The sequence below is a fragment of the Brachybacterium sp. AOP25-B2-12 genome (assembly GCF_052378625.1).
In the GTDB taxonomy this organism is placed as follows: domain Bacteria; phylum Actinomycetota; class Actinomycetes; order Actinomycetales; family Dermabacteraceae; genus Brachybacterium.
Genome location: NZ_JBQSXW010000012.1, coordinates 93,883 through 109,927 on the forward strand (window position 1 = coordinate 93,883; position 16,045 = coordinate 109,927).

13 protein-coding genes are annotated in these 16,045 nt (G+C 72.6%); 2 read left to right on the forward strand and 11 right to left on the reverse strand.

The window, feature by feature from the left end; translation table 11 throughout:
- Window positions 1-53: 53 nt before the first annotated feature.
- The 3 genes from ACT3TZ_RS10355 to ACT3TZ_RS10365 all read right to left on the reverse strand — a co-directional run bounded on the left by ACT3TZ_RS10355 (window position 54) and on the right by ACT3TZ_RS10365 (window position 4,154).
- Complete coding sequence (locus tag ACT3TZ_RS10355) at window positions 54-2,312, reverse strand: polyribonucleotide nucleotidyltransferase (protein WP_444583338.1); 2,259 nt, start codon at window positions 2,310-2,312, stop codon at window positions 54-56.
- A 279-nt stretch (window positions 2,313-2,591) separates the two neighbouring features.
- Window positions 2,592-2,861, reverse strand: a complete 270-nt coding sequence (rpsO, locus tag ACT3TZ_RS10360; protein ID WP_444583339.1) for a 30S ribosomal protein S15 — start codon at window positions 2,859-2,861, stop codon at window positions 2,592-2,594.
- Between the two features lie 246 nt (window positions 2,862-3,107).
- Window positions 3,108-4,154 carry a bifunctional riboflavin kinase/FAD synthetase gene (locus ACT3TZ_RS10365; RefSeq protein ID WP_444583340.1) on the reverse strand — a complete coding sequence of 349 codons (1,047 nt, stop codon included), beginning with the start codon at window positions 4,152-4,154 and terminating at the stop codon, window positions 3,108-3,110.
- A 288-nt stretch (window positions 4,155-4,442) separates the two neighbouring features.
- Here ACT3TZ_RS10365 and ACT3TZ_RS10370 point away from each other — a divergent pair, with 288 nt between their 5' ends.
- Window positions 4,443-5,954 (forward strand): L,D-transpeptidase family protein, encoded by a 1,512-nt coding sequence (locus ACT3TZ_RS10370; protein ID WP_444583341.1) that lies wholly within the window; start codon window positions 4,443-4,445, stop codon window positions 5,952-5,954.
- An 83-nt stretch (window positions 5,955-6,037) separates the two neighbouring features.
- On the opposite strand, the gene truB is transcribed toward ACT3TZ_RS10370, so the two are convergent.
- The 7 genes from truB to rimP all read right to left on the reverse strand — a co-directional run bounded on the left by truB (window position 6,038) and on the right by rimP (window position 14,151).
- A complete protein-coding gene (gene truB, locus ACT3TZ_RS10375; RefSeq protein ID WP_444583342.1) occupies window positions 6,038-6,949 on the reverse strand; it encodes a tRNA pseudouridine(55) synthase TruB in 912 nt (303 codons plus the stop codon).
- 14 nt (window positions 6,950-6,963) lie between these two features.
- On the reverse strand, window positions 6,964-7,539 hold the full coding sequence (rbfA, locus tag ACT3TZ_RS10380; protein WP_444583343.1) for a 30S ribosome-binding factor RbfA: 576 nt from the start codon (window positions 7,537-7,539) through the stop codon (window positions 6,964-6,966).
- The gene (locus ACT3TZ_RS10385) at window positions 7,539-8,882 is read right to left on the reverse strand and encodes a TRM11 family SAM-dependent methyltransferase (RefSeq protein WP_444583344.1); all 1,344 of its coding nucleotides are present in this window, start codon (window positions 8,880-8,882) and stop codon (window positions 7,539-7,541) included. Before ACT3TZ_RS10385 ends, rbfA begins: the two co-directional genes overlap by 1 nt.
- 183 nt (window positions 8,883-9,065) lie before the next feature.
- Window positions 9,066-11,984 (reverse strand): translation initiation factor IF-2, encoded by a 2,919-nt coding sequence (infB, locus tag ACT3TZ_RS10390; RefSeq protein ID WP_444583345.1) that lies wholly within the window; start codon window positions 11,982-11,984, stop codon window positions 9,066-9,068.
- Between the two features lie 74 nt (window positions 11,985-12,058).
- Window positions 12,059-12,394 carry a YlxR family protein gene (locus ACT3TZ_RS10395; RefSeq protein ID WP_444583346.1) on the reverse strand — a complete coding sequence of 112 codons (336 nt, stop codon included), beginning with the start codon at window positions 12,392-12,394 and terminating at the stop codon, window positions 12,059-12,061.
- Window positions 12,395-12,596: 202 nt separating this feature from the next.
- Window positions 12,597-13,568: a transcription termination factor NusA gene (gene nusA, locus ACT3TZ_RS10400; protein ID WP_444583347.1), complete on the reverse strand. Its 972-nt coding sequence runs from the start codon at window positions 13,566-13,568 to the stop codon at window positions 12,597-12,599.
- A 1-nt stretch (window position 13,569) separates the two neighbouring features.
- Window positions 13,570-14,151, reverse strand: coding sequence for a ribosome maturation factor RimP (gene rimP / locus ACT3TZ_RS10405; protein WP_444583348.1), 582 nt, complete (start codon window positions 14,149-14,151; stop codon window positions 13,570-13,572).
- A 295-nt stretch (window positions 14,152-14,446) separates the two neighbouring features.
- Between rimP and ACT3TZ_RS10410 the strand changes: the two genes are divergently transcribed.
- Complete coding sequence (locus tag ACT3TZ_RS10410; protein ID WP_444583349.1) at window positions 14,447-15,499, forward strand: DUF4439 domain-containing protein; 1,053 nt, start codon at window positions 14,447-14,449, stop codon at window positions 15,497-15,499.
- A gap of 100 nt (window positions 15,500-15,599) precedes the next feature.
- Here ACT3TZ_RS10410 and ACT3TZ_RS10415 read toward each other — a convergent pair whose 3' ends face one another.
- A complete protein-coding gene (locus ACT3TZ_RS10415) occupies window positions 15,600-15,965 on the reverse strand; it encodes a VOC family protein (protein WP_444583350.1) in 366 nt (121 codons plus the stop codon).
- Window positions 15,966-16,045: the final 80 nt, after the last annotated feature.

Sequence of the window (16,045 nt, forward strand, 5' to 3'; positions counted from 1 at the left end):
ATGCGGCCCTCGGGCCGATGCGGGCGCGCCGTCCGGCGGCGAGCCCGCGCGGATCACTCGGCGGTCGGGGCGTCCCCGGAGACGGACTCGGCGGACTTGTCGTCCGCGTCGTCCTCGACGACGCCGAGGCTGATCTTGCCGCGGGCGTCGATCTCGCGGATCTCGACCTCGATCTTCTGGCCGACCTTGACCACGTTCTCGACGTTCTCGACGCGCTTGCCGTCGTTGAGCTTGCGCAGCTGCGTCACGTGGAGCAGCCCGTCCTTGCCCGGCGTCAGCGACACGAAGGCGCCGAAGTCGACGACCCGCACGACGGTGCCGAGGTAGCGCTCGCCGACCTCGGGAACCGTCGGGTTGGCGATCGCGTTGACCGCGCTGCGGGCGGCCTCGGCCGAGGGGCCGTCGGTCGCGCCGATGTAGACGGTGCCGTCGTCCTCGATGGAGATGTCCGCGCCCGTGTCGTCCTGGATCTGGTTGATCATCTGACCCTTGGGGCCGATGACCGCACCGATCTTGTCGACGGGGATCGTCACCGCGATGACGCGAGGAGCGTTGGGGCTCATCTCGTCGGGGGTGTCGATGGCCTCGTCGAGCACGCCGAGGATGTGCAGGCGGGCCTCCCGGGCCTGGGTCAGCGCCGAGGCCAGGACCGAGGCGGGGATGCCGTCGAGCTTGGTGTCGAGCTGGATGGCGGTGACGAACTCGTCGGTGCCGGCGACCTTGAAGTCCATGTCGCCGAAGGCGTCCTCGGCCCCGAGGATGTCGGTCAGCGCCGCGTAGCGGGTCTCACCGTCGACGGTGTCGGAGATGAGGCCCATGGCGATGCCGGCGACGGGCGCCTTCAGCGGCACGCCGGCGTTCAGCAGCGACAGGGTCGAGGCGCACACGGAGCCCATCGAGGTCGAGCCGTTGGAGCCGAGGGCCTCGGACACCTGACGGATCGCGTAGGGGAACTCCTCGCGGCTGGGCAGCACCGGCACGAGGGCGCGCTCGGCGAGCATGCCGTGGCCGATCTCGCGGCGCTTGGGCGAGCCCACGCGGCCGGTCTCGCCGGTGGAGAACGGCGGGAAGTTGTAGTGGTGCACGTAGCGCTTGTGGTGGACGGGAGACAGCGAGTCGATCTGCTGCTCCATCTTGAGCATGTTCAGCGTGGTGACGCCGAGGATCTGGGTCTCGCCGCGCTCGAACAGCGCCGAGCCGTGCACCCGCGGGAGCACCTCGACCTCGGCGGAGAGCTGGCGGATGTCGCGCAGCCCGCGGCCGTCGATGCGGGAGCCGTCGGTCAGGACGCGCTCGCGCACGACCTTCTTGGTCAGCGCGCGGAAGGCCCCGGAGATCTCCTTCTCGCGACCCTCGAGCTTGCCGGACAGCTCGGCGACGACCTCGGCGAGCAGCTGCTCGGTGCGCTCCTCGCGCTCGGTCTTGGCGGCGATCGCCATGACGTCCTTGAGGCGGTCCGTCGCGGTGGCGGCGACCAGCTCGAAGGCGTCGTCCTGGTAGTCCAGGAACAGCGGGAACTCGCGGACGGGCTTGGCGGCGGTGGCCGCGAGCTCCTTCTGCGCCTCGCACAGCGAGCGGATGAAGACCTTGGAGGCCTCGAGGCCCTCGGCCACGACCTCCTCGGTGGGCGCGATCGCGCCGGAGTTCTTGATGAGGTTCCAGGCGTTGTCTGTCGCCTCGGCCTCGACCATCATGATCGCGACGTCGGAGTCGTCGCCCTCGCCGACGATGCGGCCGGCGACGACCATCGAGAAGACGGCCTCGTCGAGCTGCGAGAAGGTCGGGAACGCGACCCACTGGCCACCCTTGGCGTTGGGCATGAGCGCGACGCGCACGCCGCCGATCGGGCCCGAGAAGGGCAGACCGGAGATCTGGGTGGAGGCGGAGGCGCCGTTGATGCCGACCACGTCGTACGCGTCGTCGGGATCGATCGCCATGACGGTCAGGACGACCTGGACCTCGTGGCGCAGGCCCTTGACGAAGGCCGGGCGCAGCGGGCGGTCGGTGAGGCGGCACGCGAGGATCGCGTCGGTGCCGGGACGGCCCTCGCGACGGAAGAACGAGCCGGGGATGCGGCCCGCGGCGTACATGCGCTCCTCGACGTCCACCGTGAGGGGGAAGAAGTCGAACTGGTCCTTGGGGCGGTTGGAGACGGCGGTCGCGGACAGGACCATCGTGTCGTCGTCGAGGTAGACCGCGACGGCGCCGGCGGCCTGCTGGGCGAGGCGACCGGTCTCGAAGCGGACGGTGCGGGTGCCGTATGCGCCGTTGTCGATGACGGCGGTGGTGGCGGTGATCTCAGGGCCTTCCATGGCCATGGGGAGCTCCTTGCTCTGGGTGTCTGTGGACTGCTCCCCGCCGGCGCGGCCTTCGCCAGTCGTCCGCGGTCCCCCGCTGCCGTGCGGGGCTCCGCGACCCACTGCCGAGGACCGAGCCTGGACGGGTGCGTTCGGTGATGCGGTGCGCGCCGGGCGCGCGAGCGCACTGGGCGTGTGCCCGGTGCGCAGGGCGTCCGCCCCCGCGATCCGTGTGGTGCGGGGGCCGACGCCGAAACCGCCGCCCTCCCCGGAGGGGTGGACGGCGGCGGGTGATCAGCGGCGGAGGCCGAGTCGCTGGATCAGCGACCGGTAGCGCTCGATCTCGACGGCCTGCAGGTACTTCAGCAGGCGGCGGCGCTGACCGACGAGCAGCATCAGGCCACGACGCGTGTGGTGGTCGTGCTTGTGCGACTTCAGGTGCTCGGTCAGGTAGGTGATGCGGTGGGTCAGAAGAGCGATCTGGACCTCGGGCGAACCGGTGTCACCCTCATGGGTCCCGTACTCCGAGATGATCTGCTGCTTGGTGGCGGTATCGAAGGCCACTGGTTCTCCTTGGTGTCGTTGCGCGGCGCACCGGGGCATGTCCACCCGGGCTCTCTGGACGAGTCCCTCCGACGGCGAGGGCTCCGAACCATGGGCGCTGCTGCTCGGCGTCGGTCGACGTCGCTCAGCACTGCTCAGCACTGCTCGGGACTCTCGCGTGGTGTCGGCGCCGGCGAACCCGTCCTCGGACGAGGGCGGTCCGCAGGCAGGACTCTCCGCGGCCGTATGTACGGCGATGTGAGGATATCAGTCCTCGGGCGGCGAACCGAGGTCGTCCGAGGCCAGGGTGCGGCGGGTCACATCGAGATCGCGACCCATCTGCTCGACGAGGGCCTCGACCGAGTCGAACCGCAGTGTGGGACGCTGACGGTCCACGAACTCGATGCGCACGCGGTCCCCGTAGAGATCCAGGTCCGCGTCGGTGTGGACGTAGGCCTCGACCAGCCGCGGCGGCTCGTCCTCCCCGTCCGCGTGGAAGGTGGGATTGGTGCCCACGGAGATCGTGGCGGGAGCCCCGGCGAGCGGGTCGGTGCCCAGGTGCTCGGGTGCCTGCTCGATCACCGTGAGGTACCCGGCGTACACGCCGTCGGCCGGGACGAGCCCGCTGGGGTGCGGGCCGAGGTTCGCGGTCGGGAAGCCCAGCTCGCGACCGCGCTTGAACCCGTGATGGACGATGTCGGAGACCGTGTGGTGGCGCCCCAGCATGCGGGCGGCGGCCGCGACGTCCCCGGCCTCGAGGGCGCTGCGGACGGCGCTCGAGGAGATCCTGTCCGTCGGATCGGGGGCGCCGGACCGCTCGCCCTCGCCCGAGGCGCCGAGATCCTCGACGGTGACGACGTCGAAGCCCATCTCGTCCCCGAGCCGTCGCATCGTCGCGAGGTCCCCGGCGTTGTCCTTGCCGAAGCGCGAGTCGGCGCCCATGACGATGCAGCGCATGCCCAGACCCTCGACGAGGAAGATCCGCACGAAGTCCTCCGGGGAGTGCTGGGCGAACTCGAGGGTGAACTCGAGGTCGAGCACGCCGCGCAGGCCGGTCAGCAGCAGGAGGCGGTCGCGCTCCTCCTGTCCCGTGACGAGGTGAGGGTCCCCCGGGGAGACGCACACGTGCCGCGGGTGGGGCCAGAAGGTCATGGCCACGGGGGCCAGTCCCCGCTCGGCGGCGATCCGCCGCAGGCGGGCGAGGACCTCGCGGTGCCCGCGGTGCACGCCGTCGAAGTTGCCGATCGCGACCGCGGTCGCACCGAGATCGACGGGCACGTCCGCGAGGGAGTGCCAGATCAGGGAGCGGGACACGGTCAGGGGATCCTTCCGTCGGGGCGTGGCGTCGCCGATCCGCGCACGCCGTCGCACACTCTAGTCCGATCCCCCGAGCGCGATCGATCCGTCGGGACGGTCCCCCGCGGAGATGTGACGCATGCCCGCACGGACGCTCCCTCGCCTCCCGAGCCCCCCTCGGGTAGTCTCAGGCCATCTGACGGCTCTTGGGGGAGAGTCCCCCGCCGCTCGATGCACGTCCACGGCGCTCGCGCCCGGGCCTGCACAGGTCCGAGCGTCGGCCCGATGAGGAAGGCAGCTGCATCCATGTCCAACGTGACCGATCTCGAGACCCTCGGCGGTGCCGGGTCGCCTCGCGGCCGCTCGGGCCGTCGAGCCGCCCTCATCATCATCGCCGTCGTGGCGGTGATCGCCCTCGTCGTCGCGGGAGGCTCGATCGCCTACGCCAAGCAGTACGACGGCAAGGCGCTGCCGGGCACCACCGTGCTGGGCCAGGACGTCGCCGGCAAGTCCGTCGAGGAGATCGCGGCTCTGGTGGGCGACCAGGCCTCCAAGGTCACCGTCACCGTGAACACCGACGGCCAGCCCCACGAGGCGAAGCTCGCGGACCTCGGAGTCGCGGTCGACGCGCAGACCACCGCCCGCAACGCGGTCGAGCACGACGGCGACATCACCGAGGTCATCAGCTCGACCTTCTCCGGCAAGCGCACGGTCACCCCCGTCGTGAGCGTGGACCCGCAGGCCATCTCGGCGTACGCGACCTCGCTGGTGCCGGACGACCGCACCGCGGCCGCCGACGCCCAGGTCGTCTACGACGCCGATGCCAAGACCTGGAATGTCGTGCCCGGGCACGCGGGCCTGGGTGTGGACCCCTCGATCCTCGAGGCCGCCGTCACCGAGAAGGCGCCGTCGCTGGAGAACTTCTCCGTCGACCAGCCCATTCAGCAGACGCCGCCGGCCATCTCCGACGAGGCCGCGCAGAGCACGCTGGACACCATCACCGCGACCCTCGATCAGCCCGTGAGCATCAAGGGCCCGGACGGCACCGTGTACGAGGCGTCCAAGGACCGCCGCAGCGGCTGGCTGTCCGTGTCCCCCAACGAGGCGAACGACGGCCTGGACGTGCATGTCGACGACGCCGCGGTCAAGGAATGGGTCGACGGGCGCGCGGAGAAGGCGTCCGTGGAGCCGACCAAGGGCATCGAGCAGATCGACGCCAACGGGGCGGTCACCAAGGTCGTCTCCGAGAAGAAGGACGGGGTGAAGGTCTCCAACAGCGAGTCGATCACCCAGCAGATCGTCGCCGGTGTCCAGGGCGGCTCCCCTGTCGAGGTCACCTTCGAGACCACGCCGGTCCCCGCCGAGGTCACCCAGGCCAAGGCTCCGGACGCCGCCGCGCCCGCCGATCCCGCGACGCCCGCCGCCGATCCCACCGGCGAGAAGTGGATCGACATCAACCTCAGCGACAAGACGCTGACGGCCTACCAGGGCGACACCCCGGTCTTCGGGCCCAAGAAGATCGTGGACGGCAAGAAGGACTACGAGACCGTCACCGGCACCTTCGAGATCTACCACCGTCTCGAGAAGCAGGACATGACGAACGCGTCGAAGTTCCCCCAGAGCGACTCGCGCTACTACTACACCAAGGACGTCCCCTGGGTGCAGTACTTCAAGGGCGGCTACGCGATCCACGGCGCCCCCTGGCGCTCCTCCTTCGGGTACTCCGGATCGCACGGCTGCATCAACATGTCCGTCTCGGACGCCAAGTGGATGTACGACTGGGCATCGATGGGCACCAAGGTCGTCGTGCACTACTGATCGACGGCCCTCAGGACGAAGGCCCCCTCCCATCGGGAGGGGGCCTTCGTCCTGTCCGGGCGCAGATGCACGATTCCGCGATGTCAGGTGCGCGCGTCCTCGGGGATCACGAGGCGTGGCCGGGCGATCCCGTCGTCCTCGACCTCCACGACCGCGACCAGCCGGTTCTGCGGATCGAGCGCGGCCGCGAGTCCGCGGTGGGCGGTCGCCACGGCGGGACGACGGCCGAAGCCGAGCTCGACCGCGGCCGGGGCGTCGACCTGCACGACGGGGAGGACCTGTGCCGCCCCCGCACCGAGCCCGATCGCGGGGGTCGTGCCGTCGTCTCCCTCGCCGCGCGGCGGGAGGACCAGGGCGTCCTCGATCCGGAAGGGGCCGACCCGTGTGCGGCGGAGGGCCGTGAGGTGGCCGCCGGTGCCGAGGGACGCCCCGAGATCACGGGCGATCGCGCGGACGTACGTGCCCGAGCTGCAGTCCATCACGATCTCGAGGTCCACGAACGGTCCCTCGTCGCGCCGCGACAGCACCTCGAGACGGAAGACGGTGACCGGACGGGCGGCGAGCTGCACGTCCTCGCCGGCCCGGGCGCGGGCGTAGGCACGCCTGCCGTCGACCTTGATCGCGCTGACGGAGCTGGGCACCTGGGTGATCTCGCCCCGCAGCGGCGCGAGGGCCGCCTCGAGGTCCGCGTCGGCGATGCCGGTCGCATCGACAACGGAGCCGAGCGGCTCCCCCTCGGCGTCGTCGGTGCTGGTCCCCTGCCCGAGGCGCACGGTGGCCGTGTAGGTCTTGGGCAGGCCCACCAGGTACGTCAGGAGCCGGGTGCCCTGCCCGATGCCGAGCACGAGCAGTCCCGTGGCCATCGGGTCCAGGGTCCCGGCGTGACCCACGCGCCGGGTGCCGGCGAGCCGCCGGGTGCGACCCACGGCGTCGTGGCTGGTCCAGCCGGGGGCCTTGTCGACCAGGAGCAGCGCGTGCGGAGGGGAGATCGCCATGCCCGCGGGGTCCGTCAGGCCCGGTCCGGACCGGCGTCGCCGGATGCGCCGGTCGTGGGCGATCCGTCGGTGCCTGCATCCAGGGCATCGGCGTCGTCCGGAGCCTCGGCGTCGGGCGCGTTCGTGTCCGTCCCGTCCGCGTCGGGATCGGAGTCCTCGAGGTCGGCGTCCTCCCTCGGCACCCGGTACGGATCCTCCTCCCCGGCGTACGCCGCGCCCTCCTTGGAGCGCGCGAGATCCGCATCGCGGTGCTGGGCCACGACGAGGAGATCCTCGATGGTGAGGGCGTTCTCGGGCAGCGCATCGGCGATGAACTCGAGCGTGGGCGTCAGCCGCACGCCGATCTGGCGACCCACCTCGCTGCGGAGCATGCCGGTGGCGCTGCGGAGGGCGGCGGCGGTGCCCTCGCGGGCCTCGTCGTCCCCGAAGACGGTGTAGAACACGGTCGCGTGCTGGAGGTCGCCGGTGACGCGCACGTCGGTCACGGTCACGAACCCGAGCCGCGGGTCCTTGACGCGGGTGTCGATGGTCGTGGCGACGATCTGCTGGATGCGGTCGGCGAGGCGCCGGGCGCGGGGGCTGTCGGGCATCAGGGGATCCTTTCGACGGCGACGGCCCCGCTGAGCGCGGGGTCGTCGACCTGGGGGTGGTCGGTGCGGACCGCGACGAGGACGTCGCGGTCGATGGACTGGTCGACCCGGTGGCGGAACTCGCCGTCGGCGCCCAGGACGCGGAACCCCGCGTCGTTCAGGATGTCGGCCGCCGCGGCGTAGGGCGTCGTATGGCGATTGATCGCGAGCGCCATCCCCGCGTCCCGACGCAGGAGGCCGCGCCAGACCGGCGCCGCCTCGGTGAGCAGCGCCAACGGGGAGCGTTCGAGGTCGCGTCCGCGATGCGCGCCGTGCTGGACGCCGTAGGGGAGGTCCGCCACGAGCGCGTCGGCGGCGCCCCGGGGCAGGACGGACGCCAGCTCCTCGGTCGGGCACCGCAGCAGGGTCACGTGCTGGATGCGTCCGGCGCGGCGATCCTCCTTGGACCGTGCGAGCTCGGCCTCGAAGCGGGTCCCGAGGACGCGTCCATGGGTCGAGAGCCGTCCGGTGTCGGAGGTGTGCTTGAGGTGATGGGTCCGCATCCACGTCAGCAGGAAGGCCCGATAGGCCTCGATGTCGGCCTTGTCGACGTCGGCGCCCACGACGTCCAGGCCCAGGCGCAGAGCCCGCGAGAGCGTCGTCCCACGGCCGCACACGGGGTCGAGCACCTGCAGGGAGCCGTCGAACAGTCCGGCGCGGCGTCCGGAGGACGCCGTCGCGAGGTTGACCAGCAGCGCGGTGAACTGCTCGTTGGTCTTGCCCGGGTAGCGCAGCGTGGTCTCGAGATCGCTCGGCAGGCGGGTGGCATCGATCGGCGCGAGCGGCTCGAGGAGCAGCCTGCTGCCGGAGGATGCGGCGGCGGGCACGGTGGCGTCCTCCCGGGCACCGGCGGGGTGGTGCGGGAACGCGTCCTGGGCGTCCGCATCGCCGTGCTCGTGGGGGGCGAAGGCGCCCAGCACCCCTGAGAGCGTCGAGAGCACGCGCACCAGGTCCTCGCGCCGGGCGCGGCAGCGGACGTCGAGGTACTCGATCCCCCCGAGCCGGATCAGCTCGACGACGGCACCGGGATCGAGGTGGGCGGCCAGCACCCGGCGTGCCTCGTGGACCGCGAGCGGGCCCGAGGCATCGGCGTAGACCCGGTTGGAGGACGGCGCGCGCAGCACCAGCAGCCGCTCCTCCGGAGCGCGCACCGCCGGTGTCGGGGCGTCCCCGTCCTGCGGCTGCGGCACGTGTCGCGAGGCGTCGGCGCCCTGCGCCGCCCGCGGGGCCGGCTCGCCATGGGCAGCCCGCGGGGCCGTCTCGCCCTGCGGGTCCGACGGGTCCTGCCCATCGCGTGCTGCCATCGAGTCCCTCACGATCCGTCCTTGCCTGCCGCCCGGGCAGGATATCCCGCACGGCCCCGGTGACCCGGGGTGCTCCTCCGGGGCCGCCGGCGGCTCCGGGACGCCGCCGCGCCCCGCCCGGCGGAGCCGGACGGGGCGCGGCGGACCGCGGTGCCGGAGCGACCGCGATGCCTCAGCGGCGGGTCACCGCGTCTCGCGCGGCTTCTCCCGCGACTCGAAGGTGGTGATGACGTCACCGATCTGGAGATCGTTGAACGACCCCAGGTTGATGCCGCACTCGAAGCCCTCGCGGACCTCGGTGACATCGTCCTTCTCGCGGCGCAGGCCGGCGATCTGCAGGTTCTCGACGAGCACCACGCCGTTGCGTGTGATGCGCGCCTTGGCGCCGCGGTGGATGCTGCCGCTGCGCACGATCGAACCGGCGATGTTCCCGAACTTCGAGGACCGGAAGATCTGACGGATCTCCGCGGAGGCCGTGTCGACCTCCTCGAACTCCGGCTTGAGCATGCCCTGGAGGGCCTGCTCGATCTCCTCGATGGCGCGGTAGATGACCGAGTAGTACTTGATCTCCACGCCCTCGCGGTCGGCGTACTCCGCGTTCAGGCCCTCGGCCCGCACGTTGAAGCCGATGATGACCGCGTCCGAGGCCACCGCCAGGTTGATGTTGTTCATCGTGACGGCACCGACGCCGCGGTCGATGATGCGCAGCTGCACACCCTGACCCACGTCGATCCCCAGCAGGGACTCCTCGAGCGCTTCGACGGAGCCCGCCGCATCGCCCTTGAGGATGAGGTTGAGGGTCTCGACCTTGCCCTCGGCCATCGCCTTGTTGATGTCCTCGAGGCTGATGCGCTTGCGGGCACGCGACAGGGCCGCGGCACGTTTGGCGGCCTCGCGCTTCTCCGCGATCTGACGGGCGGTGCGCTCGTCCTGGGCGACCAGGAACGAGTCACCGGCACCGGGGACCGAGGTCAGGCCCAGCACCTGGACGGGGCTGGAGGGACCTGCCTCGTCGACCGGGTTGCCCAGGTCGTCGAGCATCGCGCGGACGCGGCCGTGGCCGGTGCCGCAGACGATCGCATCGCCGACGTGGAGCGTGCCCTGCTGGACCAGCACCGTCGCGACCGGGCCGCGACCGCGGTCCAGGTTCGCCTCGATCGAGACGCCGCGGGCGTCCTTCTCGGGGTTGGCGCGCAGGTCCAGCGCCGCGTCCGCGGTCAGCAGCACGGCGTCCAGGAGCTGGTCGATGTGCAGGTTCTCGCGGGCCGAGACGTCGACGAACATCGTGTCGCCGCCGTACTCCTCGGCGATCAGGTTGTACTCGGTGAGCTGCTGCCGGATCTTCTCCGGGTTCGCGCCCTCCTTGTCGATCTTGTTGACCGCGACCACGATCGGCACGTCCGCCGCCTGGGCGTGGTTGAGCGCCTCGATGGTCTGGGGCATCACGCCGTCATCCGCCGCGACCACGAGGATCGCGATGTCGGTGACGTCGGCACCACGGGCACGCATGGCCGTGAAGGCCTCGTGACCCGGGGTGTCGATGAAGGTGATGGCCCGCCCCTCGGGGCCCTGCTCGCCCTCGTGCTCGACGGTGACCTGGTAGGCGCCGATGTGCTGGGTGATGCCGCCGGCCTCGCCCGCCTGGACGTGGGTGTTGCGGATCGTGTCCAGCAGTCGGGTCTTGCCGTGGTCGACGTGGCCCATGACGGTGACGACCGGCGGGCGCGGGAGGCGCTCGTCGTCGTCCTCGTCCGCGAGCTCGGCGTCGAGGTCGATGTCGAACTGCTCGAGGAGCTCGCGCTCCTCGTCCTCGGGCGAGACGATCTCGATGCGGTAGCCGAGCTCGTCGCCCAGCAGATCGAAGGTGTCCTCGTCCAGGGACTGGGTGGCCGTGGCCATCTCGCCCATCGCGAACAGCACCGTGATCAGCGACGCCGGGTTGACGTCGATGCGGTCGGCGAAGTCGGACAGCGAGGCGCCGCGGCGCAGACGGACGGTCTGGCCGTTGCCGCGGGGCAGCGAGACGCCGCCCGGTGCCGGAGCCTGCTGCTGCTCGAACTCCTGGCGCTTGGCGCGCTTGGACTTGCGGGAGCGGGCGGGCTTGCCGCCGCGGCCGAAGGCACCCTGGGTGCCGCCACGTCCGCCACGACCGCCGCCACCGGGGCGACCGCCGCCGGCGAAGCCGCCGCCACCGGCACCGGGACCGCCGCCGGCACCCGGGCGGGCACCGCGCGCTCCGCCGGGACCGCCGCCGGGACGACCGCCGCGGCCACCGGCCGGACGACCTTCCTGGATGCCGCCATGGGCGTGCTGGCGCATGACACCGGGGGTGGGCATGCCCGGACGGGGACCGCCGGGACGAGGTGCCGCACCCTCACGGGAGCTGGAACCGGAGCCGGCCGCCTGGCCGTCCCGCTGCTGCGGGCGGGGCGCGCCGGGTCGCGGCATGCCCTGGCTCGTGGCGAAGGGGTTGTTCCCGGGACGGGGTCCGCCCTGGCCCCCGCGGCCTCCACGACCCCCCGGACGGGGCATGCCCTGACTGGTGGCGAAGGGGTTGTTCCCGGGGCGCGGGGCGCCACCGGGGCGGGGAGCCGCCTGGCCGGGCTTGGGCGCGTCGCCACGGGAGGGCTTGCGCTCGGTGTCCGCGGGCTTCTCCGGTGCCGGGGTCGCCGCCTCCTCGCGGGGCGCGGGACGACCGGGCCGGGGGCCCGGGGCCGAGGACCGCGGCGCGGGCGCCGGGGTCTCACGGGCGGCGGGCTCGTCGGGGGCCGGGGTCGCGGAACGCTCCGCGGACCTGGCCTCCTCGGCCTTCTGGGCCTCGGTCGCGGCGCGCGCGGCCGGGGATCCGGGCTTGGCCGGGACGCGGCCGGGGGTCGCGCCGCCGGGCCTGCGCCCAGCGGTCGACGCCGTGGGCGCGCCGGAGTCGGGGGATCCGGCGGACTTCTCGCCGGGGAACTGGTCGCGCAGACGGCGCGCGACGGGGGCCTCGATGGTCGAGGATGCTGATCGGACGAATTCGCCCATGTCCTGCAGTTTCTGCAGGACGACCTTGCTCGGCTGTCCGAGCTCCTTGGCGAGCTCGTGGACGCGGACCTTAGCCACATTTCTCCTGTCTCGGCCCGCCGCCGAAACAGGGCGCGGACCATTAACTCCTGAGGGTGCTCATTGTCGAGTACTCATCGGATGTCCATTGGTTCTACCCGCTTCTGACGTGGTGGACGGGACTGTGCCTCGAACATGTCCCGGAGCTCGGAGAGCCCCGTGGCATCGATCGCGCCCCGGAAGGATCGGGCGAATCCGCCCCGCTGGACGGCGAGGTCGAGACACCGGGCGTCGGGGTGGACCCAGGCTCCCCGGCCGGGGGCGGACCCTCTGAGGTCCGCCCGGAGGCGAGGAGCACCGGACTCCGGGGATCCCTCCCGGACCAGACGCACGAGCTGATCGCGTGGGGCCTTGCTGCGGCAGCCGACACACGTCCGTTCGGGACCAGAGACCTCGATGCGCGGATCCACACCGTCACCTCCGTCCCGAACGCCTCACACGCACGGGGTCCGTCGTGGGCCGGAGCCGAGCACGCGGGGCGTGGACGGCACGGGACGCGGACGGGGCGGCGCGTGAACAGCCCCTCCAGTGTAGCGGACCACCGCCGACGGGCCCCGGTCCCGGCGGCCGACCCCCGGTGTGATCGGTCACCCCGGACGTCCGCGCCGGGTCTCAGCCGCGCGGGCCGTCCGCGACGATGTCGATGCGCCAGCCGGTCAGCTTGGCCGCCAGGCGGGCATTCTGCCCCTCCTTGCCGATCGCGAGCGAGAGCTGTCCCTCGGGCACGGTCGCCCGGACGCTGCGCCCGACCTCGTCGATCACCACGACGCGCGAGACGCGGGCCGGGGACAGCGCCTGGGTCACGAAGGTCGCGGGGTCCTCATCGAAGTCGACGATGTCGATCTTCTCGCCGCCGAGCTCGTTCATCACGGCGCGCACGCGCGAGCCCATGGGGCCGATGCAGGCGCCCTTGGCGTTCAGGCCCGGGATGGTCGAGCGGACGGCCATCTTGGTGCGGTGGCCGGCCTCCCGGGCGATCGCCGCGATCTCGACGGAGCCGTCGGCGACCTCGGGGACCTCGAGCGCGAACAGGCGCCGCACCAGGTTGGGGTGCGAGCGCGAGAGCGTGATCTGCGGGCCTTTGGGACCCCGACGGGACTCGACGACGTAGGCACGGATCCGCGTGCCGTGGGAGTAGTCCTCGGTGGGGACCCGCTCGTGGGGCGGCAGGACGCCCTCGACGGAGCCGAGGTCCACCTGGACCAGACGCGGGTCGCGGCCCTGCTGGATCACGCCGGAGACGATGTCGTCGGTGCGGCCGGCGAACTCGCCCATCACGGCCTCGTCCTCGAGCTCGCGGATCCGCTGGAAGATCACCTGGCGGGCGGTCGAGGCCGCGACGCGACCGAAGCCCGCAGGGGTGTCGTCCCATTCGTCGACGACGACGCCGTCCTCGTCCTTCTCCTGGGCCAGGACGCTGACGCGTCCGCTGCGGCGGTCGATCTCCACGCGCGCCGAGGGCGCGGGCGACGGCGTGTGCTGGTACGCGACCAGCAGGGCCTCGGAGATGGCGTCCAGCAGCACCGGCAGGCTGATGTCCTTCTCGCGCTCGAGCGCGCGCAGCGCTCCCATGTCGATGTCCATGTCAGCCTTCCTCGGGGTCGGTGTCGGTCTCGGTGTCGGCGCCCGGAGAGGCGTCGAGGCCCTCGGGGCGGGAGAACTCCAGCAGGACGGTCGCGGAGGCGACGTCGGCCAGGGGCAGCTCGAGATCGGGGCGGGGCCTGCGGCGCGCCGAGGGCCTGGCGCCGGGGGAGGTCTCGGGGCGCAGGGTCAGCACGCCCTCGGCCGAGACGTCGAGCAGGCGTCCCGTGAGGTCCTCACCGCCGCGGGTGCGGATGGCGAGCAGCCGGGTGCGTGCCCGGCGGAAGTGCCGGGGCTCGGTGAGCGCGCGCTCGGCGCCGGGTGTGGACACCTCGAGCTCGTAGGGGTCCTGGCCGAGCACGGCGTCCTCGTCGTCGAGCCGGTCCGAGACCGTGCGGGTGATCGCGGCGATCGTGTCGAGGTCCACGCTGCCGAGCGCGTCCTCGGGCAGGTCGACGACCACGCCGACCTCGGTGGTCCCGCCGCGCCGGCGGATCTCGACGTCCTCGAGGGCCAGGCCCGCGTCGGCCACGAGAGGGGCGAGCATCGCGCGCAGCCTCTCGGCGGCATCGGGGGCGATGGTCATGGGGCGCCTCTCTCTCGGTATCGGCGTCCGCCGGTCCCGGGCACGGGGATCGGATGTCCTCGGGCGGGTCACGGCGGTCGGCTGGTTGTCAGGTGGTGCACGGGCGGTGGGCGGCCGTGCCGCCGTCCGTCCGGCCGATGGTCCACGAGGTCGGGAGCGGCGCACCCGAGCCCGCGACGGGCCGTCGACGGATCTCGTCCAGGGTACCCGTCCCGGACGCGGGCTCGGCGCGCCCCGAGCGTCCGGTCGGTCGGCCCCCTGGGTGGCCCGGGACCGGGATGCGAGAATCGACACCGTGCACACCCCTGACAGCTCCCGGCGGCCCTCGCGTCGCACGGCCATGACCCTCGGCACGACGGTCGCGGCGAGTGCCCTCCTGGGCGCCTGCGGCCCCGTGCGGCTGGGCGGGCCCGCGGGGTACACACCTCCCCCGGTCGGGATCGACGACATCTACCGCTCCGAGCTGCTGGCCACGATCGACGAGCTGCGGTCGACGGTCCCCCACGTGGTGAGCACCCTGCCCGAGGTCGCCACCCAGGTCCGCGACCTCTCCGCCGCCCTCGTGGAGCAGCGCCAGGCGCTGCTCACAGGTGCCGAGGCCTCCGGGGCCGCCTCCCCGAGCTCTGCCTCCGGGTCGACGGGCTCCGGCGCGTCGGCGAGCGACGGTGCGTCCTCGGAGCCCGTCCCGGTCTTCCACCTCGTGGACCTGCTGACCGCCAGTGCGCTGCTGTGCGCGGACGCCTGCGTCCAGTGCTCGGGGTCCCTGGCGCGCGTGGTCGGCGCCATCGGCGTGCACCACCTGTGGACCGCCGGACGCCTCGCGGCCCTGTCCCAGGATCCGGCGATCCCGGCCCCGGTCGCCCCCGCGGCGGCCGACATCGCCCCCACCCGGACGGTGCCGGCCTCGGACCCGCCCTCGGTGGGCGCGACGGTCGACTACCAGGCCGAGCTGCAGGAGACCCAGGGCGACGAGTGGTACACCGGCTACGTCTTCGAGGTCCTGGCCGCCCGGGCCACCGACGAGGCGGAACGGACCCGGCTGCTCGACGCCTCCACCGCGCACCGGGACCGCGCCCGGGAGCTGGCCACGATCGCCGCCCAGGACTCGATCGCCTCGGTGCTCCAGGAGCCCGTGTACGGGGTGCCCGGAGGCGGGGATCCCACGGCCCTCGACACGCTGCCGCCGGAGCTCTCGGCGACCCTGCTCACGGACTGGGTCGCGCTCACGGGAGCCTCCCCCTTCGCGCGCCGGGCCACGATGATCGCGACGGCCTATGCGGAGGCCGTGACGCTCTCGGGGTACGCCAGCGCCCTCGTGCCGCTGCCGGGGCTCGCGACCGACGGCTGACCGGATCCATCGCACTGCCGCATCGCCGCACCACCGCGCGGCCGCACGGCTGCACGACCGCGCGGCCGCCTCGGTCGCACGACCGACCCGGTGGCGTCGGTCAGTCGACCGGGGAGACCCGGACGAGCTGCCCGTCGGGATCCGCGACGACGAACGTGCGGCCGAAGACCGCGTCGTGCGGCTCCTCGACGACCCGCACCCCTCGGGCGACCCAGCGGGCGAAGACCGCGTCGACCGCCGATGCCGGTCCGGGGATCATCCAGCCCACCTCGGACGTGCGGGGCACAGCCGGATCCAGGTCCGTGCCGTGCCCGCTCCACACGGCGAACAGGACGCCGGGCGCGACCTCGAAGGCCACGTAGCGGGGGCTGGTGAACGTCGGCCCGATCTCGAAGAGGCCGCTGTAGAAGGCGGCGGAGACGGCGGTGTCGCGGACATGGATCAGGAACAGGTTGGGGGCGGTCATGGGGCACTCCTGCGTCGGACGGGACCTGCGAACCCCTCCAGAGGATCGCAGAAGCGCGCCAGGGACTGTCACCTTTTCTG